A 23,184-nucleotide genomic window follows, 5' to 3' on the forward strand; every position below is an offset into this window, starting at 1 on the left:
GGCAGGTTACTTGACCAGCTCGCGGATGATCGTGTCCAGCCCGATGCCGCCGATACCCCCGGTGCCGCCATTGCCCAACTGACCCTGATTAAGCAGCCGGGTGCGGCGCTGGCGGGCCTGTTCGGCATGCTCGCCACGCGGCCAGTTCTGCAGATATTGCGTATAGGACTGGACGGTATCGGTCTGCCGCGCACGCGCCCAGGCCCGATCCTCGCGCTCGTCTTTGGACAGGTTGTTGTCCGCCGCCGCCAGCCGCTGCCTTGCGTTCTGGGCATAGATGCCGTCGGGATAGCGATCCAGATAGGCGCGCAGGTTGGCCACGCCGCCCTTGGCCCCGGTTTGCTGCCAATAGGCCCTGTCCTGCTGGTCTCGGCTGGGCGCCACGTTGTTGGCCTGCGTGCGTATGGCGTTTACCTGCGCCGAGGTCAGATAGCCCGTCACCGCATGGCCGTTGCTTTGCTGCCAGCCCCGGATGGCCGAGCGCGAGCGCGCGCCAAAGATCCCGTCGGCGCCGCCGGTCGAATAGCCCAGCGTGTTCAACCGGCGCTGGATCGCGACCCGGTCGGCCCGCGACAGGTTCAGCCGGTTCTCGGTCAGTTCGGCCTGCGACACCTGACGCGGCGGTGTGACCTGACGGGGCTGCTGGATTTCGGGCTCGCGCGGCTGCACGGGGGCCGGGACGGGTGCGACGGGGGCGGGGGCTGGGCGCAGTTCGCTTAGCCGTCGTTGCGCAGCCTCGGCGAATTCGCCGCTGGGATAGCGCGCCAGATAATCCTCATATGCCGCGACGGTATTGGCCGCCGCCGCATCGGCCCACAGATCGCGGTCGGTCTGCGCCGTCCCCAAGGCGTCCAGCCGCGCCTGGGCCGCGGCCGAGTAAATCCCGCTGGGATAGCGGTCCAGATAGACGCGATAGGCCCCGGCCGTGTCTTCGGCCGCAGCCTTGGCCCACAGATCGCGGTCGCTTTCCAGCGGATCGGCGGTGGCAGCGGGGTCGCCCGCCGATTCTGCCGTGGCCGCGACCAGCACCAACTGCCCATCACCGCCCTCGGCCATGGTCAACCGATCGTCGGCGCGGATCGCGTCATCGACCGAGGTTCCGGGCTTGAGCAACGCCGCGGCCGCCGCGCTGGTCGCGGCAGCAGGACCCGAGATCACCGTCACCCCCTCGGGCGGGGTCAGCGGACCGATGCCGTTCTCCAGCCCGGCCGCATGTTCCATGCCCGCATCGTCCGAACCAAGCAGCAGGACCGCGCCCGGCTTTGCCTGTTTCATCAGGTCCAGCACCATGGACAGCGGCACGCCCTGCGAGCCGGCGCCGACCAGATCTGGCTTGTCGGCATCGGTGCCCATATACCATGTATCGCTGCCACCATGCAGAAAGCGGCCGTTCAGCAGCACGATACGCGCACCGGGGGAATCGTCGGGCCGCAGCAGATCGGCCAGCGCCTGCCGCACATCCTTAACAGCCAGATCGGCGCCCGCCACGGTGCGGAACCCCGCCGCCTTCATCGCCTCGGACGCGGGGCCGGCTTCCGCCTCGGCCAGTTCCGGCGCGTTCTGATAGCGTGCGTTGGCGATCACCACACCACGGTTCTCGGCAAGGGCCGGTCCCGCCGCCACCAAAGCGGCCAGAAGAACGGACAGGTGACGCATGGCTTTCTCCTTCATCGGCGGTGCTTCCTGCCACAATCGCCGGGCGGGAAAATTGTTCCCCGTTATGGCGCGTTACGCCGACCTAACAAGCCGGAACAGCACACATGGTTGCGAGCCCGGCGCGAGGTGAGCAAGGCTTTGCCGAAGGGACCGTCAGTAAATCGGCGGCGAGACGATCCAGATCACCTCGGCCGGCTCATCACCGGGGTTTTCCCATTCATAGGCCGCGCCGCTGAACTGAAAGCTGTCGCCGGGACCCAGTTCAAACCGGCGACCGTCGATTTTCAGGATCAGCCGGCCGGCGATCACCACGCCACCATCCTCTTTTTCCCGCGCCGGACGGAGGCTTTCGCTTTTCGAACGCGGCGCAAAGACCGAGCGGATCATCTCGAACCCGCCGGTCAGACCGGGCGAAAGCAGCTCTTCCGCAAGTCCGGTATCGGCCGAACCGATGCGGCTGCGGTCAGAGGCGCGCACGATCAACCCCTGCTCTTGGGGCTGTCGCGCGGCGGAACGAAAGAAAAAGCTGATATTCAGGTCGAACAGACCCGCGATCCGGCCCAGATCCTGCACCGAGGGCGTGGTCATGCCGCGCTCGACCTGGCTGAGCCAGCCGACCGAACGCTCCAGCCCCGCCGCGCAATCCGCGATGGTCATGCCGCGCGCCTTGCGCAGCGCCCTGATATCCTGGCCGATCCTGTCCATGCTGTCTTGCTAGGCGATGCCTGCCGGCTTGACCAGTAAAATGACGATTCATGGCCATTACCTCACCAAAATGAAAAATCGTGTTTGAAATTTCATTTTACAGTGTCAGGGTGACGAACAGGATTCTTTAGCCCAGAGATGTCACCATGCCCGATCTTCCCCGTTCCGCCCGCGTCGTCATTATCGGGGGCGGCATTTCTGGCTGCTCGGTCGCCTATCATCTGGCCGAGCGGGGCTGGACCGATATCGTCCTGCTGGAGCGCAAGCAGCTGACCTGCGGTACCACATGGCATGCCGCGGGGCTGGTCGGCCAGTTGCGCGCCAGCCAGAACATGACGCGGCTGGCTAAATATTCCGTCGATCTTTACCGCCGGCTTGAGGCCGAGACCGGGCTGGCCACCGGCTTTAGCCAGCGCGGTTCGATGACCGTGGCACTGACCGAGGCGCGGCGCGAAGAACTGTTGCGTCAAGCCTCGATGGCCCGTGCCTTCGGCGTCGAGGTGAATCAGCTTTCGCCAAGCGAAATCAAAACAATGTATCCGCATCTTGAGGTGTCCGACATCGTGTCGGGCGTGCATTTGCCGGGCGACGGGCAGGCGGATCCGACCAATATCGCGCTGGCTCTGGCCAAGGGCGCACGGATGCGCGGCGCCCGCATCATCGAGGGCGTCAAGGCCACCCGCGTCACCACCGACCACGGCCGCGTGACCGGCGTGGACTGGCAGGCGGGCGAGGAAACCGGCCATATCGCCGCCACCATGGTGGTGAACTGCGGCGGCATGTGGGGCAGGGACCTTGCGGCACAGAACGGCGTCGCCCTGCCGCTGCATGCCTGCGAGCATTTCTATATCGTCACCGAGGCGGTGCCGGGTCTGTCGCAGCTTCCCGTGCTGAGGGTCCCCGACGAATGCGCCTATTACAAAGAGGATGCGGGCAAGATCCTGCTGGGTGCATTCGAGCCGGTCGCCAAACCCTGGGGCATGAATGGTATCCGCGAGGATTTCTGCTTTGACCAACTGCCCGAGGACTTTGACCATTTCGAGCCGATCCTGGCGAATGCCGTCGCCCGCATGCCGATCCTGGCTGAAACCGGCATCCATACCTTTTTCAACGGCCCGGAAAGCTTTACCCCCGACGACCGCTATTATCTGGGCGAGGCGCCCGAGGTCGCGGGCTATTGGGTGGCTGCGGGCTATAACTCCATCGGCATCGTTTCTTCGGGCGGGGCAGGGATGGCGCTGGCCTCGTGGATGGACAAGGGCGAGCCGCCCTTTGACCTGTGGGAGGTCGATATCCGCCGCGCCCAGCCCTTTCAGCGCAACCGCCGCTATTTGCGCGAGCGGGTGACGGAAACGCTGGGCCTGCTTTACGCCGACCATTACCCCTACCGCCAGGTGGCCACCGCGCGGGGCCTGCGTCGCTCGGCGCTGCATGAACATCTGAAGGCGCGCGGTGCGGTCTTTGGCGAGGTTGCCGGCTGGGAACGTGCCAACTGGTTCGCCAAGGACGGTGAGCCGCGCGAATACCGCTATGGCTGGGGGCGGCAAAACTGGTTCCACAACAGCGCCGAGGAGCACCGCGCCCTGCGCGAAGGCGTAGGGCTGCTGGACATGTCGAGCTTTGGCAAGATCCGGGTCGAGGGGCGGGACGCGCTTGCCTTTCTGCAGCAGCTTTGCGGCAACGACATGGACGTAGCGGCCGGCCGGATCGTCTATACCCAGATGCTGAACCAAAGCGGCGGCATCGAAAGCGATCTGACGGTGACGCGGCTTTCCGAGACCGCCTTTCTGCTGGTCGTGCCGGGTGCGACGCTGCAACGCGATCTGTCGTGGCTACGCCGGCATCTGGGCGGCGAATTCGTCACCATCACCGACATCAGCGCCGCCGAGGCGGTCATCCCGGTGATGGGGCCGCGCTCGCGCGAACTGTTAGCCCGCGTCTCGCCCGACGATTTTTCCGCCGAGGCACACCCCTTTGGCTTGGCACGAGAGATCGAGATCGGGCTGGGATTGGCGCGCGCGCATCGGATCTCTTACGTCGGCGAGTTGGGATGGGAGCTTTACGTCAGCACCGATCAGGCCGCGCATGTCTTCGAAGAACTGGTCAGCGCCGGCGAGGATCTGGGCCTGCGCCTGTGCGGGCTGCATGCGATGGACAGTTGCCGCATCGAAAAGGCCTATCGCCATTTCGGCCACGACATCACCGACGAGGATCACGTGCTGGAGGCGGGCCTGGGCTTTGCGGTCAAGACCGGCAAGGGCGATTTCATCGGACGAGAGGCGGTGCTGCATAAGCGGGAAGCGGGCCTGTCGCGCCGATTGCTGCAATTCCGCCTGCGCGATCCCGAACCGCTGCTGTTTCACAACGAACCGATCCTGCGCGACGGCCGTATCGTCGGGCAACTGACCTCGGGCGCTTACGGTCATACGCTGGGCGGCGCCATCGGTCTGGGCTATGTGCCCTGCCGCCCGGATGAAACGGTCGCGGAACTGCTGGCCTCGGGCTGGCAAATCGAGGTCGCGGGCCGCCTGATCGGGGCCGAGGCCAGCATGAAACCGCTTTACGATCCTGCCGGCCAACGGACCGCCGGCTGACGTTCCCGGCTGGGAAATCCGCCCGCCGACACACCCTTTCCGCGAAACAGGCAAATCCTCACAACCAGTTGATGAGCCGGGGGAATGCGAGCCATTCCCCTGTTTTGGGGAATGGCCGCAACCCATCCGAACTGCCATGAATGCGCCTGTCCAAGGGGGTTCGTGCTGATTGCCGCGAACGCCTTCCCATCCCTTTTGGACAGGCGGTTTTATAACGAGTACGCCGGTCTGAACCGGAGGTGACGAGGATGGTATGCGTGGGCTGTACCTGAGCCCGCGCATGCCTGCCCGCCACTGTCCCGCCGCTGCTTTGGAGCCAGCCCGCATGCGTCCTTCGACCAAAGCGATCATCGGCAGAAGAGCATTCGTCCTGCTGGGGGCTGCGGCTTTTACGCCGGTCTCGCCCCTTTTCGCGCAAGCGCCCAAGGCGATGCTGACGATCACTGAACCGTCCGGCAAGGTCAGGGAACTGCAGGACGAGGATATCGCGGCACTGCCTTGGCAAGACATCGCCACGAAGACCCGCTGGACCGAAGGGGTTCAGAACTTTCGCGGGCCGTTCCTGCGCGACGTGCTGACCAGCGGTGGAATGACCCGGTCGGATCTTGCGGGGCGCAATCTTTTGATGAACGCGCTGAATGATTTCGGGATCGTCATGCCCGCCGACGATGCGTGGAACTATGATCCCATCCTTGCCCGCGAGATGAACGGAAAACTGATGCGGGTGCGCGACAAGGGCCCGCTATGGCTGGTCTTTCCACGAGATCACCGGGCAGAGCTGCAAAACGCCGTCATGGACGAACGCTGGATCTGGCAGTTGTTCGAAATCATCGTGTTATGACGCGTTTGCGGGGATCGCATTTTGCGCTTCTGACGATTGCATGTTTCGTTCTGCTGTTCATCTATTCGCTCGTCCAACTGGTCAACATCGACCGCGCCTTCCGCAGCGAGATCGTCGAGGGCAATTTATGGGTGGCGACACAGGCGGATCGCGAGGCGCAAAACCTGATGCTGACCCTGTATCGGGTCAGCCTGGACCGCGATGTCGCCGACGTTTTGCTGCGTTTCGACATCCTTTACAGCCGAATCACGCTGATGGCCGACGCGCCGCAGATAGCTTATTACCGCTCGATCGGCGCGGGCGACCAGGTCTTGCGCGCCCAAGTGATGCTGGATCGGCTGGATGAGGCGTTTTCGGCCGATGATTTCGACTTTACCGATGCCGGCGGATTGATGCCGCAGGTGGCCGCGCTTTCATCGGTCCTGCGCACCATCACCAATGCCACCGCGCTGGAAGAACGGCTCGACCGTAACACCCGACGCGAGACCGTGCTGCGGGTCATGCGATTGCTGCTGTTTGCGGCCGGCGGCACCTTTCTGACCGGCGTGGTCATGGCCGGCCAGCTTTGGCGGAACATGCGCCGCTCCATGCGCGCCCAATCAGAACTGCAAAGCCATCGGGCCGCGCTGGAGGAAACCGTCGTCGCCCGAACAAAAGAACTGCAAGAGGCGCTGGAGGTCGAACGCCGGGCGAAAGAGGTCTATCGCAGTTTTATCATCACCGTCTCGCATCAGTTCCGCACCCCGGTATCCATCATCCATATGATCGCGCAAAGGCAGTTGCGCAGCGACGATGCCTCGCTTTCGGACGCGCTTCGGCGCAAATTCAGGCGGATCCTTGATGCGGCTGAACGGCTGGAGCGGTTGCTAAGCAGTTTTCTGGCCTCGGCCAGTGTCGAGGGCAAGGATATCACGCTGTCGCGCCGGATCGTGGATCTGAACAAGATCGCCGGAATCGCCGTTGAGCAGATCAGAGAGGCCAATCCCAACCGGACCCTTGACGTCCGCCTTTGGAAACGGCCGCTGAAAATGGACGGCGACCCGGTGCTGTTGGAGCAGGTAGTGCTGAACCTGCTGTCCAATGCCGTGAAATACTCGGACCCCCCGAAACCGGTGCGACTGGAAACGGGGCGGAACGGCGCCCGGATCTTTTGCCGGGTCAAGGATTACGGCGCGGGCATTCCGCAATCCGCGCAGGGTGCGGTTTTCGACAGGTTTTATCGTGCGGCGAATGTCCACCGATTGCCCGGAGTCGGGGTTGGCCTGAGCCTTGTTCGTGATATTGTCGTGCTGCACGGCGGCGAAGTCACCTTCACGTCGCGCGAGGGTAAGGGTTCCGAGTTCACTGTTGCCCTACCGGCTACGGGAGAGCATGTCGATGTGTCGGGAGCACGCACCGGCCACCATTCTGTGTGTCGAGGATGAGGAATTCATCCTTGAGGAACTGGAAGAGGAACTCTCTTCCAGGGGCTATAGAGTCCTGACCGCGCTGAATGGCGACCAAGCCGAGTCCCTGCTGGCCGACTATCGCCCCGATATCGTGCTGTGCGACGTCATGCTGCCGGGTCGCAGCGGTGTCGAACTGCTGACCGACCTGCGCGCGTCGGGCAAGCTGGCCCATACCACTGCCTTCATCTTTCTGACCGCGCTATCGGATCGCGAGCCCCATCTGGCGGGGCTGCGCGCGGGCGCCAACGACTATCTTACCAAGCCGATCGACCTGGATCTTTTGCACCTGAAGATCGAAAATATCCTGACCTTCTCGCACCGGCTTCGTGATGGCGTTGCGGCTGCGGATGCGCCGCGCAACGTGCACCTGTCGCGCCGCGAAGAGCAGGTCCTGACCCTGCTGGGGCAGGGCGAGCGGACCGGGGCCATCGCATCGCGGCTGGAAATCTCGGAACATACGGTCAATCATTATATCAAAGAGTTGTATCGCAAGCTGGGCATCAACAACCGCGCGGATGCCGCCCGGGTGGCGATTGCACTGGGGCTGGTCGGTCGCAAGAAGTTTCGGGCCTGAACGGGGCGTGCGTGCGGCCTCGCACGCCATAGCCAACCGGAAAGCAAACGCTTACAATGACCGGCATGAGTGAAAGCCTGCCTCCGTGCCCCGAATGTTCGTCGACATACACCTATCAGGTGGATGCCCTTCTTACTTGCCCCGAATGCGGGCATGAATGGTCCCTGCAAGAGCAGGCCGACACCGAGGCCGAGGTGCGCGACAGCGTCGGCAACGTCCTGAAGGACGGCGATACCGTGACGGTTATCAAGGACCTGAAGGTCAAGGGGTCGTCCTCGGTGGTCAAGGTCGGCACCAAGGTGCGCGGGATCCGGCTTGTCTCGGGCGATCACGACATCGACTGCAAGATTGCGGGCATCGGACAGATGGGCCTGAAATCGCAATTCGTGAAAAAGGTCTCGGACTAGCATCTTCTCAGGAAGCCTGCGCCAAAGGCATTCTGGCGCAGGCCGGCAAACTGTCGATAGCCGCAAAACTTGACAGTTTATGTATGGTATAGGAAAAGGGCAGGGCACTTCGACCCTTTCCCCCGGCACCCGCCAATGTCGCATCACCTGCACCATGAACTGCGCGATCTGCTTGCCGGCCAGCATGACTGGTTGCTGATGCTTCTGGCGCAGGATGACGATCTGCGGACCCGCATCCCCTTTGCGCGGCTGACCGACATGCGGATTCTGGAGGGCCTGCTGCTGAAATTCGCGGCCTCGCAGCCGCAGGCGCCGCGCGGGGCAATCGTTTCGCTGTGGTCGCAGTATTATTTCGCCAGCCTTTGCTTGCCATTGGCGGCCTCGGTGCTGGTGACGGGGCGGATGTTCATGCCGCTGGACGGGTCCGGGGTTGTCTTTGACGATCAGGGCAAGCCAGCCGCCATTCAGTTGAGTATCCCCAAGACCCCGCGCAATCTGCCCGAATTGTCGCTATATCAGGCGATGAATGACCATCTGATTCCGATGACGGCGGTTCTTGCGCAGGCGGGCGGCATTTCCCAACGCGTGATCTGGGGCAACGCCTGCCATTACCTGGAATGGCTCACAAACTGGTTGGCCGAGGATGAGCGCCTGTCATGCGAAGGTGCGCGCCAGTCGCGGCTGTTCATGGACCGCGACCACCTGCCCGATGGGCGGGTCAACCCGCTGAAGGGTGCGATCCGCTATGAAGGGCTGGACAGGTTGCCGGAACTGCGCCGGCGCAAGGTTTGCTGCCTGCGCTATTGCATCCCCGGCACGGCGACATGCGGCGGGCTTTGTCCCAAACCCGACATCCGGCAAAGGGCTCTGGCATGAGCTTTCGTCCCCGCATGACATCCTTTGTCGAGGGAATCTCCCTGTCGCAACCGCTGGCGTGGCGCGCGATGGACGGCGTGGTCGTGGATTACTGGCAGGTCGAGGGCAAGGCCGGCGGCGGCGGCTATTACCTATCTCCCGACCCCCGCATCGTCATTTTCCTGGATGACATCACGCATTCGCTCCACCTGACCAAGGCCACGCTGGGCAAGGGTCATGCCGGCCGTCCAATGGGGCGGGCGATTTTCGTCCCGGCGGGTGTGCCGCTGTGGTCGCGGCTGGGTGCCGACGAAAAATTCAGCCATGTCGACCTGCATTTCGATGAGCCGCGGCTGGTCAGCCTGCTCGCGTCGCGGCTTGGCAGCGCCGGCTCGGCTCGGGCGCTGCAGGCTCCGGTGATCCTTGAACGCTCGCACGAGGCCGAGGTGCTGGGCGGACTGCTGGCACAGGAACTCAGCCATCCGCGCCATCACGACTTTTATGTCGAGACGCTGGTTCAGGGCATCCTTGCCTCGGTGCTGCCGCTGGCGGACATCGGCCACACGGTCGATGTGCTGGCGTCCCGGCAGATGCAGCGCGTGATGCATCTGGTCGAGGAAAACCTGCATCGCCGCATCTCGGTTGCCGAACTTGCCGAGGCGGTCGGACTGTCGGAAAGCTGGTTCGCCCATGCCTTCAAGCGGGAAACCGGCCAGACGCCGCTGCAATGGCAGACCCGCCGACGCATCGAACGCGCCCAGCAAATGCTGGAGCACCCCGACAGCAGCGTGGCCGATGTCGCGGCGGCCACGGGTTTCGCGGATCAGGCCCATTTGACACGGGTTTTCCGCAGCATCACCGGCAGCACGCCGGGCGCATGGCGCAAAAATTCCAGCAATTTGCACGTGCGGGCAGAGGATTCGTCAAAAAGGCGACAGAAATCGTCAAGACCTATGATCGGCTGACCTCCTAAAGACGAAGGGAACGGACGCCAAAGGCATTCCGCCCCATCCTCAGGAACTCAGATGATCAAAACCCGCTTTACGCTGCTGATGTTGCTGTCCTGCCAGACCGCCTTGGCTGGAGCCGCCTTCGCGCAAGATACGATCCAGCTTGATACGGTCGTCATCAACAGCCAGGCTGACGACGGCACCGGACCCGCCATCGGCGCCAATCCGATGACCCTGACGGGCGCGAAAACCGCGACCCCCGTGACCGAGGTGCCGCAATCCGTTGCGGTCATTCCCAGCGAAACGCTGCGGCAGGGCAATATCTCCAAGCTGGATGGGGCGCTGGCCTATACCTCGGGCGTGATCGGCCAGCCCTACGGTTATGACAGCGACACCAACTGGATCATGGTGCGGGGCTTTGCGGCGACGGCGAACGGCGTCTTTCAGGACGGATTGCCGAATTTCTCCTTTGGTTTCGGCGGCTTCTACGTCGACCCTCATATGGTCGAGCGTATCGAGGTGCTCAAGGGCCCGTCATCGGTGCTTTATGGAAGCTCGAACCCCGGCGGCATCGTCAACTATGTCACCAAGCAGCCCACGGGGCAGAATTCCACCGAGGTCGAGCTTGGCTTTGACGAACATGGCCGGGTCTGGACCTCGGTCGATCAGAACCGGGTCATCGACCGCTCGACCGCCTATCGCTTTCTGGGCAAGCTGGAACGTCAGGACGGCCACGGCGCATTCGAGCCGGGTTTCCACGGCCTGCTGTCCGGCTCCATCCGTCACGAGACGGCAGCCGGGGCCGAACTGAGCTTTGGTCTGGATTACCTGCGCATCGACGAGGACCATGTCGGCAATGCCTGGCTGCCCTATGTCGGTACCGTGGTCGATGCGCCATTCGGCCGGATCGACCGCGACTTCAACACGGGTGAGCCGGGTCACGACCGCTACGAACGCGATCAGGTCACGGCCCGCTTCGGCTTTTCCCAAGAAATCGGCGCCTGGCGGATCGAGAACAATGCGCGCATCGGCTGGTCCAATGTCGAAGAGGATTCGGTTTACGCCTATGGCTATGACGGCTTCGCACTGGAGCCAAGCGATCCGCAAGGAACCCTGTCGCGCCTTGTCTTCGACCATGAATCCGAAGCGGTCACATTCCTGAACGACACCCGCGCCTCGACCAAGGTCACATGGGGCGGTGCGGAACACAGCCTGCTTTTCGGCATGGATCTGAAATATTTCCGGCTTGACCAGATGCAGGCGTCGGCAGTGGCGCCCGGGCTGACGGTCGTCGATCCGCAATATGGCGCCGCCTTGCCCGCCGCTTTCCCCTATATCGATCAAAAGCTGACGCAGCGGCAGATCGGGTTTTATGCGCAGGACCAGATCCGCTGGGGCGACGGCTGGATCGCGACGCTGAACGCCCGCTATGACCATGTGAAAACCGAGGCGGGCGTGAACCGCGCAACGGGCGCCGCCGGCATGAGCCGGACCGATGGCCGGTGGAGCGGCCGTCTGGGGATCGCCAGAACGCTGCTGAATGGCGTGACGCCCTATGCCTCTGTCTCGACCTATTTCCTGCCCAAGATCGCTACGGACATCAGTGGGGCCACCTCGTCGCCCGAAACCGGCCGCCAGATCGAGGCCGGCGTCAAATGGCAGGCCAACGAGGATCTGCTGGTTACCGCCGCCGCCTTTGATATTCACCGCAACAACATCACGCAGGCCGTCATCGGCGGAATCACCCGCCAGTTGGGTGAAGTCCGGTCGCGCGGCATCGAACTGCAGGCACAGGGCAGGCTGACCGATTCCGTGCGGATCGAGGCCGAGGTGACCAAGCTGGATGTGGAAATTCTGGACGACCTGAGCCGGGCTGTGATCGGCAAGACGCCCTATTCGACGCCCGAGACCACCGCCGCCGTCCGGGTCAGCTGGACCCCGCAACAGGCCGCCGAATGGACGCTGACCGGGGGCGTGCGCTGGACCGGCAAAAGCTGGGCCGACAACGAAAATACGCTTCGCGTGCCCGACTATACCGTGCTTGATCTTGGTGCGACCCGGCAGTTCGAAGGCGGATGGGAAGCCAATCTTGCCGTCACCAACGTGACGGACAAGAAATACGTCTCCTCGTGCCAGACCGGATTTTGGTGCTATTACGGCGAAGGTCGCAACATCAGCCTGAGCATCCGCAAAAGCTTTTGATCTGCGAATGTGACGAAATTTGACCAAGCCCGCCGCGGTCTTTCCGGGGCGGGCTTGCGGAGCCCCATGATGTTGAAAGACTTTTTTGCCTATTATCGCCCCTGGAAGACCCTGTTTCTGATCGACTTTACTGCGGCAGTGGTCTCGGGGTTGCTGGAACTGGCATTTCCCGTGGCGATCCACAGCTTTATCGACGTGCTGTTGCCACGCGGCGACTGGTCGCTGACGCTGCTGGCGGCGGCGGCGCTTTGCGGCGTCTATCTGCTGAATGCCGGGCTGATGGCGGTTGTGACCTATTGGGGTCACATGCTGGGCATCAACATCGAAACCGAGATGCGCAGCAAGGCTTTCGGCCATATCCAGAAACTGTCCTGGAGCTTTTTCGACCGCCAGCGCACCGGCCACATGGTCGCGCGCGTCACCCGCGACCTCGAAGAAATCGGCGAAGTCGCCCATCATGGCCCCGAGGATCTTTTCGTGGCCGTCATGACCTTTGTCGGCGCCTTCGTCCTGATGATGCTGATCCATCCGCCGCTTGCCCTGATGACCGTCGTCATCGTTCCCGCGACCGTCGGACTGGTCGCGGTTTACGGCGGGCGCATGACCGCGACATGGCGCGCGATCTATGCCCGCGTCGGCAATTTCAACGTCCGGCTTGAAGAAAACGTGGGCGGCATCCGCATCGTGCAGGCATTCGCCAACGAAAACCACGAACGCAACCTTTTTGCCCATGACAACGCGATGTATCGCAAGGTCAAGCTGGACGCCTACCGGATCATGGCCGCCTCGCAGACGCTGAATTACATCGGCATGCGCGGCGTGCAGGTGGTCATCATGGTCGCGGGCGCGGCTTATGTCCTGAACGGCCAGTTGTCGGCGGGCGGCTTTGTCGGCTTCCTGCTGCTGGTCGGGGTGTTTTTCCGGCCGCTGGAAAAGATCGCCGCCGTGCTTGAGGTCTATCCGCGCGGGATCGCCGGTTTCCGGCGCTATCAGGAACTGCTGGCGGTCGAGCCCGACATCGCCGACATCCCCTCCGCGCGCCCGGCCCCCGAACTGAAAGGCGCGATCCGTTTCGAAAACGTCGATTTCGGTTACGATCCGCAGCGGCTGATCCTGAACAACATCGACCTTGAGGTCCGTCCCGGCGAAACGATGGCTTTCGTCGGCCCCTCGGGCGCGGGCAAGACGACGCTTTTGGCGCTGCTGCCGCGGTTCTATGACCCCACGTCGGGCCGCATCACCATCGACGGGGCCGATACGCGCGATTTCACGCTGGAAAGCCTGCGCCGTCAGATCGGCATCGTCAGTCAGGACGTGTTCCTGTTCGGCGGCAGCCTGCGCGACAACATCGCCTATGGCCGGCTGGACGCGAGCGAGGAAGACATCCTGCGCGCCACCGAATTGGCCCAGCTTTCGGGTCTGGTCGAGCAACTGCCCGACGGGCTTGACACCATCGTCGGCGAACGCGGCGTCATGCTGTCGGGCGGGCAAAAGCAGCGGGTGGCGATTGCCCGGATTTTCCTGAAGAACCCGCCGATCCTGATTCTGGACGAGGCGACATCGGCGCTGGACACCCAGACCGAGGCGGAAATCCAAAGCGCGCTGGAGCGTTTGGCGGTCGGCCGGACCACGCTTGTCATCGCCCATCGTCTTGGCACCATCCGCAACGCCGACCGCATCGCCGTGGTCGAGGATGGCCGCATCGTCGAACTGGGCAACCATGCCGAGCTTGCCCTGCGTGGCGGCCGCTATGCCAAGCTCAACGCCGCATGAAGACGCTTGCGCTGCTGGTCGCCCTGACCCCCGGACTGACGTCCGCACAGGATTTTCCGCAGCGTTTCGACAGCATCTTCGGCACGACGGTGGTCGAGGCGCGGCCTGAACGCGTCGTCTCACTGGGTTATGTCGCGCATGACGATCTGCTGGCGCTTGGCGTAATTCCGGTCGCACTGCGTTATTGGTATGGGCCTTATCCGGGCGGCGTCTGGCCATGGGCGCAGGCCGCGCTTGGCGAGGCCCGGCCCGAGGTGCTGCGCGGCGAAATCTCGTTCGAGCGCATCGCGCTGCTGGAGCCGGACCTGATACTCGCGGTGTCCTCGGGGGTCAGTGCGCAGGAATATCGGATGCTGTCGCGCATGGCGCCCACCATCGCCTCGGAACCGCGGTTCGGGGATTACAACACCCCTTGGGACGAGCTTGCCTTGACGGTCGGCCGGGCCGTCGGGCAAGAGCCAAAGGCACAGGCGCAGATCGACGCGATCCGCGCCCGCTTTGCCGTCATCCGTGCCGACCATCCCGAATGGGGCGATATGACTGCCGTTGCCGCGACCTATTCCGGCGGCGCGCCTGCGGTCTTTTTGCCCGGCGACACCCGCGCGGATGTGCTGAACAACCTGGGCTTCAAGACCCCGGACGCGCTGGCCCAACACGCAGGCGAAAGCTTTTACATGGAGTTGTCGGCCGAGGACCTGACCCCGCTTGATGCCGATGTGGTGCTGTGGATCGGCGGGACCGCAACGGCCGAAACCGTCGCCTCGATGCCTTTGCGCCCCAGCATGCGCGCCCCGCGCGAAGGCCGCGAGGTCTGGGCGGATGAGCTGATGGCGGGCGCACTTGGCCATGCCACGCTTTTATCGCTGCCATGGGTGCTGGACCACATCGTGCCGGAAATCGAAGCCGCCGCCGACGGCGATCCCGCGACGCCGGTGCCTTCGGCCCTTGCCGCCGGGTTGGTGCGATGAAGATGCCTGCCCTGATCGGATTGCTGCTGGTCGCGGCGGTCTTGTCGCTGACCATCGGCGCCCGCACCCTGCCTTTGGGTGCGATTTTGGGTGCAGTTACGGCATTCGACCCGGCCAACCCGGACCACCTGATCCTGTTCGGCCTGCGCCTGCCACGGCTTTGCGCCGGGCTGATCGCCGGGGGTGCGCTTGGTATGGCCGGGGCCTTGATGCAGGCGCTGACCCGCAACCCGCTGGCCGAGCCGGGCATCATGGGGATCAACGCCGGCGCAGGTCTTGCCGTGGTGCTTGGCGCGCTGGCCGGGCTGGGCGCGGCACAGGTCTGGCTGGCACTGATCGGCGCGGCGCTGGCCGCCTGCGCGCTGATCGCCTTTGGCGGCGCCCGCAGCGGAGGCATCGGCACGGCGCGGCTGGCGCTTGCCGGGATGGCGCTGAATGCCTTTCTGCTGTCGGCGATCACGGTGGCGGTGCTGGTCAGTTCCTCGGCGCTGGACGAATACCGCTTCTGGGTCATCGGCTCGCTGTCCGAGGCAGCCACGCGGCCTCTGGTCTCCATGGCCGCGGTCGCGGTTCTGGGCGGCGTCATCTCGCTGGCGCTTGGCGGTGCGCTGGACACGCTGGCGCTTGGCGAAGAGGCCGCGACCAGCCTTGGTCTGCGCACGGGTTGGGTCCGGCTGGGCGGTCTGGTCGCCATTGCCGCATTGGCCGGGGCGGCGGTGAATGTCGCGGGGCCGATTTCCTTCGTGGGGCTGATGGCGCCGCATCTGGCGCGCGCCTTCTCCGGCACGTCGCTGCGGCCCATCCTGCTTGCCTCGGGGCTGATCGGCGCGGTGGTGCTGATCCTGTGCGACGTCATCGGCCGGATCATCCTGCCGCCGGGCGAGGTGCGGGCGGGCACGATCACCGCCATTCTGGGCGGTCTGGTGTTTGTCGCGGTCGTCCGCCGCATCCGGCTGGAGGCGCTGGCATGAACCGCCTGCTCGGGCTGTCCCTTGGTCTTCTGGCGTTGGTCGTCATCGGCCTGACGGTGGGCGAGGTCGCGCTGCCGGCCTCCGCCTATTGGCAGGCCATGACCGGGGGCAGCCCCAGCACCGCGATGATCCTGTTCGAACTGCGCCTGCCGCGCATCCTGACGGCGGCAGGCGCAGGCGCGGCGCTGGGGTTGTCAGGCGCGATCTTTCAGATGCTCCTGCGCAACTCGCTGGCCTCGCCCGATGTCATGGGCTTCACCTCGGGCGCAGCGTTCGGAGCGATCGCCGCGCTGCGTGCGGGGGGTGCGGCGGGCATCAGCTCCAGCCTTGGCGCGGCAGGCGGCGGACTGGGCGCGGCCGTGCTGGTCTTTGGCCTAAGCCGCCGTCAGGGCCTGACCCCGCCGCTGCGGCTTGTCCTTGTCGGCATCGGCATCGCCGCCATCTTCGGCGCGGCGGCGACGATGCTTTTGTCGCGCATGCCGCTGACCGAGGCGGCCGATGCACAACGCTGGCTGGCCGGTTCGCTGGCCGCGCGCGACTGGCATCACGTCTGGCAGATCGCGATTTCTCTGGTCGTCGTCGGGTTCGGGGCCGCGCTGACCGCGCGGGCGCTGTCCTTGCTGGAGCTTGGCGACGAACTGGCCGGAACGCTTGGCCTGCGGGTCGAGCCGGCGCGGATCGGGCTGGCCTTCGTTGGCATTCTTGCGGCGACGGCCGGCGTTGCCGTGGCCGGGCCGCTGCCGTTCATCGCGCTGATGTCCCTGCCGCTTTCCCGCCGCATCGTGGGACAGGGCGGACCGGGCCTGCGCATGGCCGGTGCAGCACTGGCCGGCGCCGCCATCGCCGTGCTGGCGGATCTGATCGCGCGGCTGGGGCTTGGCGGCGTCCAACTGCCGGTGGGCGCATTGACCGGGCTGCTGGGCGGCCCCTATTTGCTGTGGCTGATCGCCCGCGAAATGAAGGAGGGCCAGCTATGACCACTGCCGCAAGGGGTCTTGGCGCATCGCATCTGACCGTGGCCTATGAGGACCGCCCGATCCTGCGCGACCTGTCGCTGACCCTGCCAGAAGGTCGCTTTACCGCCATCCTCGGCCCGAACGGTTGCGGCAAGTCAACCCTGCTGAAAACCTTTGCGCGGCTGATCCGTCCCCGGGCGGGGCAAGTCACGCTGGATGGGATGGACCTGCACGCATTGCCGCCCCGCAAGGTGGCGCAACAGCTTGGCCTGTTGCCGCAGGCCCCCATCGCGCCCGACGGCATCACCGTTTCCGATCTGGTGGCGCGTGGTCGCGCGCCATGGCGCGGCCTGCTGTCGGGCTGGAGCCAGCAGGACGAGGCCGCCCGCAGCCAAGCCATGCAGGCGACAGGCGTTTGCGAATTCGCCGACAGGCCCGTCGCCGAGCTTTCGGGCGGTCAGCGTCAGCGCGTCTGGATCGCCCTGGCTCTGGCGCAGGAAACCCGGCACCTGTTACTGGACGAGCCGACGACATGGCTGGACCTGCCCCATCAGATCGAGGTTCTGCGCCTGCTGCAGCACCTCAACCGCACGTCGGGGCGCAGCATCGTCGCGGTGCTCCATGATCTTAGCCTTGCCGCGCGCTATGCGGATCATCTGGTTCTTCTTGCGCCGGGACGACTGGTGGCAACCGGGACCGCGGCAGCGGTGCTGACGCCCGATAATCTGGCCGATGCGTTCGGGATGGAGGCCGTCATTCTGGACGACCCGATTTCGGGCACGCCGATCATCGTGCCGAAATAGCGCCCCGTTCCCCGCGACAATTCGCAGCAGGCAAAAAAATTGACCGGCCTTGACCAAATTTGGCGAAGGCGCGATTTTGTCGTGCGGGAAGTGATCCTGCCCCAATCAAGGGTGCCCAGCCCATCGCTAGGTTTTTCCTGAATACAAGTTGCCCGAAACGGGTGAAAGGAAAACCATGTCGATACCAAGGCATCCGCGCGCGTCCGCGTTCGTCGTCCTTATGTGCCTGACCACCGCATTGCCCGCCCTGGCGGAAACCGAGCAGGTCCTGCTGGACACCGTGACCCTGACAGCAACGGGGTTGCCCACCGACATCATGAACAACCCCGCCTCGGTCAGCGTGATCGAACGCAAGGACATCGAAAAATCCGCACAGGTTTCGGTTGCAAGGTTGCTGCGCGACATTCCCGGTATCCAGATCAGCGAAAACGGCATAGACCGCATCTCGATCCGCGGCGAGGGGGCGTCGCGGGTGGCCGTGCTGATCGACGGGCAAAAGCTTACCGATCACACCAATTACGGCCAGCCGATCCTGATCGACCCCGGCTCGATCGAGCGGATCGAGGTGGTGCGGGGTTCCTCATCCGTCACCTCGGGCAGTCAGGCGATCGGAGGGGTGGTCAACATCATCACCAAAAAAGGCGCCGATCAGCCCTTTGCGCTTTCGACGATGGCGGGATGGATGTCAGCCACCAACGGCTATCGTTATTCGGCCACCGCCTCGGGGACGGTGGATGCCGGGGCAGGGGCGCTTGATTACCGCCTGACCATCGGGCGGATGTCTCAGGACGACCTGAAGTATGCGGGCGGAACCGCCTCGCCGTCGGACACTTCGGACCGCACCGTATCGGGGCATCTGGGATACAGGCAGGGCAATCATTACTTCGGGCTGAAGATCCTGAACTATGATCTTGCCGCCAATGTTTTTGTCGACAACCCCGATTTCGTCATCCAGATGCCAAGGCGCGATCTGCGCAAGGCCGGCCTGTTCTACGAAGGCACGAACCTGACCCCTTGGCTGACCAGGCTGAGTTTTGATCTGTATCGTCAGACGGTGGACCGCAGCTTTCGCAACGATGTCCTGATGTATCCCGCAGGGACCATGCGATTGCAGGTCCAGTCGGAATCCGAGGATCGCCAGCGGACCACCGGCGCCAACCTGCGGGCCGAGATGCAGTTTTCGCAAAACAGCCGCACCGTGGCCGGGTTGGAGTTCACCGACGACAACCTGACCACGGACAAGTATTCCCGCACGACGGTGGCGCGCATCAACCCGCCCATCCCGATCAGCGACGTGACAAGCCTGCGTTACGACGACGCCACCATTCGCACCACCTCGGTCTTCGTGCAGCACGAGATCAGCCTGAACAAAGACCTGACCGCCACGTTGGGCGGTCGCTGGTATCATGTGAAGGCCAGCCACGATGCCTCGGTCACGGATGGGGTGGCGCGGCCTGCGTCCTCCAACAGCGACGATCAGGGGCTTGCCTCGGCCGGTCTGGTCTGGACGCCCGACGATACGCTGGCGCTGCGGGCCAATATCTCGCAAGGGTATATCTATCCGTCGTTGAGCGAGTTGTTCCTGACCACCACGGCCGGGGGAACGCCGATCATCGGCAACCCCGATCTGGCCCCGGAACGTGCGACCACCTTCGAACTGGGCGCGCGGCTGGATCGGGGCGATACCCTGCTGGACGCAACCTTATTCTATACCCGCGCCAAGGATTACATCGCCAGCATCCCGACAGACCAGACCGGGCGGACGCGGCAATACATGAACCTTGAATATGCCCGCACCTGGGGGGTGGAATTGCATGCCGAGCATCACCTGGCTGCGTGGAACCTGACGCCATATGTCACTGCCACCGCCCTGCAACGCGAGATTACCTATCAAAACGGCTTCAGCACCACCGATTCCGGCATGCCGGAGTTTTCGGGCCGCATCGGCCTGCGCAAGGACTGGAGCATGGGTTCCGTCGACGGGACCGTCGATCTGTTCGTGCATGCGGCCAGCGGAACGGCCCTGCGCGGCTCGGACGGGGTGATCGACCTGCGCTCGGCCAACGAGGCCAAGCTGAACCGCTCATCAGGCTATGGCACGATCAACCTGCATTCGACCGCGCAATTCGCCAATGGCGTTGCACTGACGGTCGAACTGAACAACCTGACCGACCGCTATTACGAGACCTGGGACTACATGCCCGGCGCCGAGCGTTCGGTGAACCTGTTCCTGACCAAGACTTTCTAAGGTGGATCATGCTGGAAACCATACTTCTGATGCTGACTCTGATGCCCGGGGGCGACGTGCGGGTCACGTTTTCCCATTCCGCGGATGCGGACGAATGCGAAGCCTATCGCGAGGTCGTTTCCGGCATTCTGGAAGAGGCCGGCAACCCGCCGCTGGTCGCCCTGTGCGGTGAAACGGATCTGCGGGTGACACCCTTTGTCCATGGCACCCGCCCCGAGGACGAAGTCCACCGCTATCGGGTCGAGCTGCCTTCGGCCGGGGGGTATCAGGTGACGCCTTTGCCGGCCGGAACCGCATGCACCCCCGCGCCTCAGGCCAATCCCGCGGTATATTGCGCGCGTTCGGCCCAGATGGTTCTGCCGAATGGCTGAACCGGCCCGCAGGATGCCGGGGGCCGGGCCTTCGCCCGCAGCGCCGCCCCCCGGTCAGGGCGAAAAGCCCTTGCCTGAAATCCACTTTGCCAACCGCAGCAACGATCCTCTGGCCGATGCCTTCCCCGACAAGCGCGCAGCCCATCCCTTTATCGGCATGCTGCCTGTGGCCGAAGGCGATGTGGCGACGCTATGGGCGGACATCCATTCACGCCCGCGCACCGCCCGCGGCGTGGCGTATATCCATGTGCCGTTTTGCGAAAACCATTGCCTGTTCTGCGGCTTTTACCAGAACCCCTGGCGCGAGACCGAAGGGGCCGGCTATGTCGACGCCATCGTCGCGCAGCTTGAAACATTCGCCCGCACCCCGGCCTGTGAAGGCCCACCCTTGCAGGCAGTCTATCTGGGCGGGGGCACCCCCACGGCCTTGTCGGGTCCCGACATCGCCCGTCTGGTCGGGGCAATCCGCCGCTATCTGCCGCTGACGCCGGATTGCGAGATCACGCTTGAGGGGCGAATCCAGTCCTTTGGCCGCGACAAGGCGCTGATGGCCTTTGATGCCGGGGTGACGCGGGTGTCGCTGGGTGTGCAAAGCTTTGCCGAACATATCCGCCAGCCCTTGGGCCGGCGCACCGGCACCGATGGCATCATGGCGTTTCTGGCCCAGTTGGTGGCGCTGGATCGCGGCGCGATTGTCGTCGATCTGATCTATGGCCTGCCCAACCAGCACCCCGAAGACGTGGCGCAGGACGTGCGCTGCTGTGCCGAACTGGGGTTGGACGGGCTGGACCTTTATTCGCTTAACCTTATCCGTGGCACGCCTTTGCTGACCGCCATCGAAAAGGGCAAGATGGCACCTGCGCCGACCACCGGCCTTGGCGCCTATTTCACCGCTGGCGAAGAAACCGCCGAAGCGCAGGGTTGGACCGCGATTTCCACCACCCATTGGCAGGGCTCGCTGCGCGAGCGCAATGTCTACAACCTCGCCGTCAAGACCGGGGCGGACTGCCTGGCCTTTGGCGCAGGCGCCGGCGGGCTTATTGCGGGGGCGCAGTATCGCGTAACCTCGGATCTGGCCGATTATGCCGCCCGTTCGGGATCGGACCAACCGCTGGCGCGCGGCATGATGCGCGCCGCCCCTGCCACCCCCGTCTATAACGCACTGAAATCGGGGATGGAGCGCGGGCGGCTTGATTGCCATGCCGTCGATGCCGCGCTGGCAGATGTTTGCGGCCCCGGTACCCTTGGATTTTCCGCCCATGCCGGGCCGCTTCTGAAGCAATGGCAGGCCGCCGGGCTGCTTGAACCGCATCACCGTTTTCATCGCCTGACCCGGGCGGGCCGCTTCTGGCAGGTGGCCATGACCGGGCGGCTTATCAACTGGCTTGGCCAGCACCCTGATCTTGGAGACCTGAAATGACGACCGAAGCCACACTTGCCGCGATCCGCGCCGCCCTGTCCGAGACGCCCCATGCCGCGCTGGAGGATATCGCGCGCAAGACCGGCACGACCCCGCTTGCCGTGCTGGACGCGCTGCCTGCGGGCGAGGTTTCGTCCTTGCCCGGCGACCTGCTGCCCGAAGTGATGGCCGACATCGCAGGCTGGGGCGAGATCACCTTTATCGTCAATACGCCCGGCGTGATCCTTGAGGTCAAGGCGCCGCTTGGACAGGGCGAAATCAGCGGCGATATGTTCAACCTGCACGACAAGGCGATCGGCGGGCATATCCATTACAGGGCATGCGCACGCGTGGCCTTTGTGCGGCGCAAGCTTTTCGGGATGGAGACCTGCTCGGTCCAGTTCTATGCCCAAGACGGGACCTGCATGTTCAAGATCTATCTGGGCCGCGACGAGAACCGCGCGCTCAAGCCCGAACAGATCGCGGCGATGGATGCGCTTGAGGCACGGCTGGTCCCGGCGGCGCGGGCTGCATCGTGACGGCGGGAACCGGACGGCTTGCCGGTCGCCATGTCGCGTTGATCGGCGCGGGCTATGCGGCACGCGAATTCGCGCGTCAGGCCATGGCCGCAGGCGCGCGCATCAGCGCCACCGCACGCGATGTGGCCAAGGCCAATGACCTGCGCACGGCGGGCATTTCCGTGCTTGCCATGGATGGACAGGGGCTTCGGCCTGATGCGCTGGCCGACGTGACCGATTTGCTGATCTCAACCCCACCGGGGCAGGCGGGTTGCCCGGGCCTTGCCCTGACCAGCCCGGCGCTACCCTTTGCCACGCATCTGGTCTGGATCGGCTACCTTTCCTCCACCGCGGTTTATGGCGATTGCGGTGGCGAGTGGATCGATGAAACCTGCCCCACTGCGCCGCGCACGGCCGATGCCAGGGGAAGGCTGCTGGCAGAAGAGGACTGGGGGATCGCCGCCACAGCCAAATATGCGGCTTACGATATCCTGCGGATTGCCGGGATCTATGGCCCAAGGCGCAATTTGCTGGGGATGCTGCGTTCCGGACAGGCAAAGGCCATCAACAAGCCGGGACAGGTTTTCAACCGCATACACCGTGACGATATCGCCGGCGCGGTGCTGGCTGCAATGCTTTCGCCTGCGGGCAAGCGGCTGACCAATCTTGCCGATGGTCACCCCTGCTCATCCGTCGAACTTATGCAGGGCGTTGCAGCGTTGCTGGGCATGGCGCCGCCGCCGGTGGTGCCCTTCGACGCATCGGCCCTGCCGCCGGGCATGGCCGGCTTTTATGCCGAGAACCGCCGCCTGCAAAACAACCGGCTAAGGGCATTGCTGGGTGGCGATCTGCGTTATCGCGACTGGCGGGCTGGCTATGCGGCGATCCTTGCCACGGAACCCGCGACCGCCCCGTCCGCCTTGGGCAACGCATCTGGTTAACTCC

At 64.3% G+C, this 23,184-nt stretch carries 20 protein-coding genes; 18 read left to right on the forward strand and 2 right to left on the reverse strand.

What is annotated here, in order from left to right; translation table 11 throughout:
* Nucleotides 1-6 precede the first annotated feature (6 nt).
* Both JWJ88_RS11995 and JWJ88_RS12000 read right to left on the reverse strand, forming a co-directional pair.
* Nucleotides 7-1,656: a peptidoglycan-binding domain-containing protein gene (locus JWJ88_RS11995; protein WP_205295194.1), complete on the reverse strand. Its 1,650-nt coding sequence runs from the start codon at nucleotides 1,654-1,656 to the stop codon at nucleotides 7-9.
* Between the two features lie 153 nt (nucleotides 1,657-1,809).
* Nucleotides 1,810-2,361, reverse strand: a complete 552-nt coding sequence (locus JWJ88_RS12000; protein WP_205295195.1) for a helix-turn-helix domain-containing protein — start codon at nucleotides 2,359-2,361, stop codon at nucleotides 1,810-1,812.
* Nucleotides 2,362-2,507: 146 nt separating this feature from the next.
* Between JWJ88_RS12000 and JWJ88_RS12005 the strand changes: the two genes are divergently transcribed.
* The 18 genes from JWJ88_RS12005 to JWJ88_RS12090 all read left to right on the forward strand — a co-directional run bounded on the left by JWJ88_RS12005 (nucleotide 2,508) and on the right by JWJ88_RS12090 (nucleotide 23,180).
* A complete protein-coding gene (locus tag JWJ88_RS12005; RefSeq protein ID WP_205295196.1) occupies nucleotides 2,508-4,955 on the forward strand; it encodes a GcvT family protein in 2,448 nt (815 codons plus the stop codon).
* A 325-nt stretch (nucleotides 4,956-5,280) separates the two neighbouring features.
* Nucleotides 5,281-5,796, forward strand: coding sequence for a molybdopterin-dependent oxidoreductase (locus JWJ88_RS12010; protein ID WP_240200231.1), 516 nt, complete (start codon nucleotides 5,281-5,283; stop codon nucleotides 5,794-5,796).
* A complete protein-coding gene (locus JWJ88_RS12015; protein WP_205295197.1) occupies nucleotides 5,793-7,220 on the forward strand; it encodes a sensor histidine kinase in 1,428 nt (475 codons plus the stop codon). Before JWJ88_RS12010 ends, JWJ88_RS12015 begins: the two co-directional genes overlap by 4 nt.
* Nucleotides 7,174-7,818 (forward strand): response regulator transcription factor, encoded by a 645-nt coding sequence (locus JWJ88_RS12020; protein ID WP_205295198.1) that lies wholly within the window; start codon nucleotides 7,174-7,176, stop codon nucleotides 7,816-7,818. Before JWJ88_RS12015 ends, JWJ88_RS12020 begins: the two co-directional genes overlap by 47 nt.
* Nucleotides 7,819-7,883: 65 nt before the next feature.
* Nucleotides 7,884-8,225, forward strand: coding sequence for a zinc ribbon domain-containing protein YjdM (locus JWJ88_RS12025; protein ID WP_205295594.1), 342 nt, complete (start codon nucleotides 7,884-7,886; stop codon nucleotides 8,223-8,225).
* Between the two features lie 135 nt (nucleotides 8,226-8,360).
* Nucleotides 8,361-9,101, forward strand: coding sequence for a siderophore-iron reductase FhuF (gene fhuF / locus JWJ88_RS12030; RefSeq protein WP_205295199.1), 741 nt, complete (start codon nucleotides 8,361-8,363; stop codon nucleotides 9,099-9,101).
* On the forward strand, nucleotides 9,098-10,045 hold the full coding sequence (locus JWJ88_RS12035; protein WP_205295200.1) for an AraC family transcriptional regulator: 948 nt from the start codon (nucleotides 9,098-9,100) through the stop codon (nucleotides 10,043-10,045). Before fhuF ends, JWJ88_RS12035 begins: the two co-directional genes overlap by 4 nt.
* 60 nt (nucleotides 10,046-10,105) lie before the next feature.
* Entirely contained in the window at nucleotides 10,106-12,232 is a 2,127-nt protein-coding gene (locus JWJ88_RS12040) for a TonB-dependent siderophore receptor (protein ID WP_205295201.1), read from the forward strand.
* Between the two features lie 69 nt (nucleotides 12,233-12,301).
* Nucleotides 12,302-14,005, forward strand: coding sequence for an ABC transporter ATP-binding protein (locus JWJ88_RS12045; protein WP_205295202.1), 1,704 nt, complete (start codon nucleotides 12,302-12,304; stop codon nucleotides 14,003-14,005).
* A complete protein-coding gene (locus JWJ88_RS12050; protein ID WP_205295203.1) occupies nucleotides 14,002-14,973 on the forward strand; it encodes an ABC transporter substrate-binding protein in 972 nt (323 codons plus the stop codon). Before JWJ88_RS12045 ends, JWJ88_RS12050 begins: the two co-directional genes overlap by 4 nt.
* On the forward strand, nucleotides 14,970-15,944 hold the full coding sequence (locus JWJ88_RS12055) for a FecCD family ABC transporter permease (RefSeq protein WP_205295204.1): 975 nt from the start codon (nucleotides 14,970-14,972) through the stop codon (nucleotides 15,942-15,944). The genes JWJ88_RS12050 and JWJ88_RS12055 overlap by 4 nt, the downstream gene beginning before the upstream one ends.
* Entirely contained in the window at nucleotides 15,941-16,921 is a 981-nt protein-coding gene (locus JWJ88_RS12060) for a FecCD family ABC transporter permease (RefSeq protein ID WP_205295205.1), read from the forward strand. The genes JWJ88_RS12055 and JWJ88_RS12060 overlap by 4 nt, the downstream gene beginning before the upstream one ends.
* A complete protein-coding gene (locus tag JWJ88_RS12065; protein ID WP_205295206.1) occupies nucleotides 16,918-17,703 on the forward strand; it encodes an ABC transporter ATP-binding protein in 786 nt (261 codons plus the stop codon). The genes JWJ88_RS12060 and JWJ88_RS12065 overlap by 4 nt, the downstream gene beginning before the upstream one ends.
* Nucleotides 17,704-17,878: 175 nt before the next feature.
* Complete coding sequence (locus tag JWJ88_RS12070) at nucleotides 17,879-19,951, forward strand: TonB-dependent receptor (RefSeq protein ID WP_205295207.1); 2,073 nt, start codon at nucleotides 17,879-17,881, stop codon at nucleotides 19,949-19,951.
* An 8-nt stretch (nucleotides 19,952-19,959) separates the two neighbouring features.
* The gene (locus tag JWJ88_RS12075) at nucleotides 19,960-20,322 is read left to right on the forward strand and encodes a hypothetical protein (protein WP_205295208.1); all 363 of its coding nucleotides are present in this window, start codon (nucleotides 19,960-19,962) and stop codon (nucleotides 20,320-20,322) included.
* On the forward strand, nucleotides 20,315-21,742 hold the full coding sequence (gene hutW, locus JWJ88_RS12080) for a heme anaerobic degradation radical SAM methyltransferase ChuW/HutW (RefSeq protein ID WP_205295209.1): 1,428 nt from the start codon (nucleotides 20,315-20,317) through the stop codon (nucleotides 21,740-21,742). Before JWJ88_RS12075 ends, hutW begins: the two co-directional genes overlap by 8 nt.
* Nucleotides 21,739-22,260, forward strand: a complete 522-nt coding sequence (gene hutX, locus JWJ88_RS12085) for a heme utilization cystosolic carrier protein HutX (RefSeq protein WP_205295210.1) — start codon at nucleotides 21,739-21,741, stop codon at nucleotides 22,258-22,260. The genes hutW and hutX overlap by 4 nt, the downstream gene beginning before the upstream one ends.
* Nucleotides 22,257-23,180 (forward strand): SDR family oxidoreductase, encoded by a 924-nt coding sequence (locus tag JWJ88_RS12090; protein WP_205295211.1) that lies wholly within the window; start codon nucleotides 22,257-22,259, stop codon nucleotides 23,178-23,180. Before hutX ends, JWJ88_RS12090 begins: the two co-directional genes overlap by 4 nt.
* Nucleotides 23,181-23,184 lie beyond the last annotated feature (4 nt).

Source organism: Paracoccus methylovorus (genome assembly GCF_016919705.1).
GTDB lineage: Bacteria > Pseudomonadota > Alphaproteobacteria > Rhodobacterales > Rhodobacteraceae > Paracoccus > Paracoccus methylovorus.

Coding starts and splice junctions, on each gene's coding strand:
- JWJ88_RS12045 (WP_205295202.1), top strand. CDS start 12,302: ATGTTGAAAGACTTTTTTGCCTATTATCGCCCCTGGAAGACCCTGTTT.
- JWJ88_RS12055 (WP_205295204.1), top strand. CDS start 14,970: ATGAAGATGCCTGCCCTGATCGGATTGCTGCTGGTCGCGGCGGTCTTG.
- JWJ88_RS12015 (WP_205295197.1), top strand. CDS start 5,793: ATGACGCGTTTGCGGGGATCGCATTTTGCGCTTCTGACGATTGCATGT.
- JWJ88_RS12025 (WP_205295594.1), top strand. CDS start 7,884: ATGAGTGAAAGCCTGCCTCCGTGCCCCGAATGTTCGTCGACATACACC.
- hutX (WP_205295210.1), top strand. CDS start 21,739: ATGACGACCGAAGCCACACTTGCCGCGATCCGCGCCGCCCTGTCCGAG.
- JWJ88_RS12010 (WP_240200231.1), top strand. CDS start 5,281: ATGCGTCCTTCGACCAAAGCGATCATCGGCAGAAGAGCATTCGTCCTG.
- JWJ88_RS12020 (WP_205295198.1), top strand. CDS start 7,174: ATGTGTCGGGAGCACGCACCGGCCACCATTCTGTGTGTCGAGGATGAG.
- JWJ88_RS12000 (WP_205295195.1), bottom strand. CDS start 2,361: ATGGACAGGATCGGCCAGGATATCAGGGCGCTGCGCAAGGCGCGCGGC.
- JWJ88_RS12060 (WP_205295205.1), top strand. CDS start 15,941: ATGAACCGCCTGCTCGGGCTGTCCCTTGGTCTTCTGGCGTTGGTCGTC.
- JWJ88_RS12005 (WP_205295196.1), top strand. CDS start 2,508: ATGCCCGATCTTCCCCGTTCCGCCCGCGTCGTCATTATCGGGGGCGGC.
- JWJ88_RS12065 (WP_205295206.1), top strand. CDS start 16,918: ATGACCACTGCCGCAAGGGGTCTTGGCGCATCGCATCTGACCGTGGCC.
- JWJ88_RS12040 (WP_205295201.1), top strand. CDS start 10,106: ATGATCAAAACCCGCTTTACGCTGCTGATGTTGCTGTCCTGCCAGACC.
- JWJ88_RS12075 (WP_205295208.1), top strand. CDS start 19,960: ATGCTGGAAACCATACTTCTGATGCTGACTCTGATGCCCGGGGGCGAC.
- JWJ88_RS12050 (WP_205295203.1), top strand. CDS start 14,002: ATGAAGACGCTTGCGCTGCTGGTCGCCCTGACCCCCGGACTGACGTCC.
- JWJ88_RS11995 (WP_205295194.1), bottom strand. CDS start 1,656: ATGCGTCACCTGTCCGTTCTTCTGGCCGCTTTGGTGGCGGCGGGACCG.
- JWJ88_RS12070 (WP_205295207.1), top strand. CDS start 17,879: ATGTCGATACCAAGGCATCCGCGCGCGTCCGCGTTCGTCGTCCTTATG.
- hutW (WP_205295209.1), top strand. CDS start 20,315: ATGGCTGAACCGGCCCGCAGGATGCCGGGGGCCGGGCCTTCGCCCGCA.
- fhuF (WP_205295199.1), top strand. CDS start 8,361: ATGTCGCATCACCTGCACCATGAACTGCGCGATCTGCTTGCCGGCCAG.
- JWJ88_RS12035 (WP_205295200.1), top strand. CDS start 9,098: ATGAGCTTTCGTCCCCGCATGACATCCTTTGTCGAGGGAATCTCCCTG.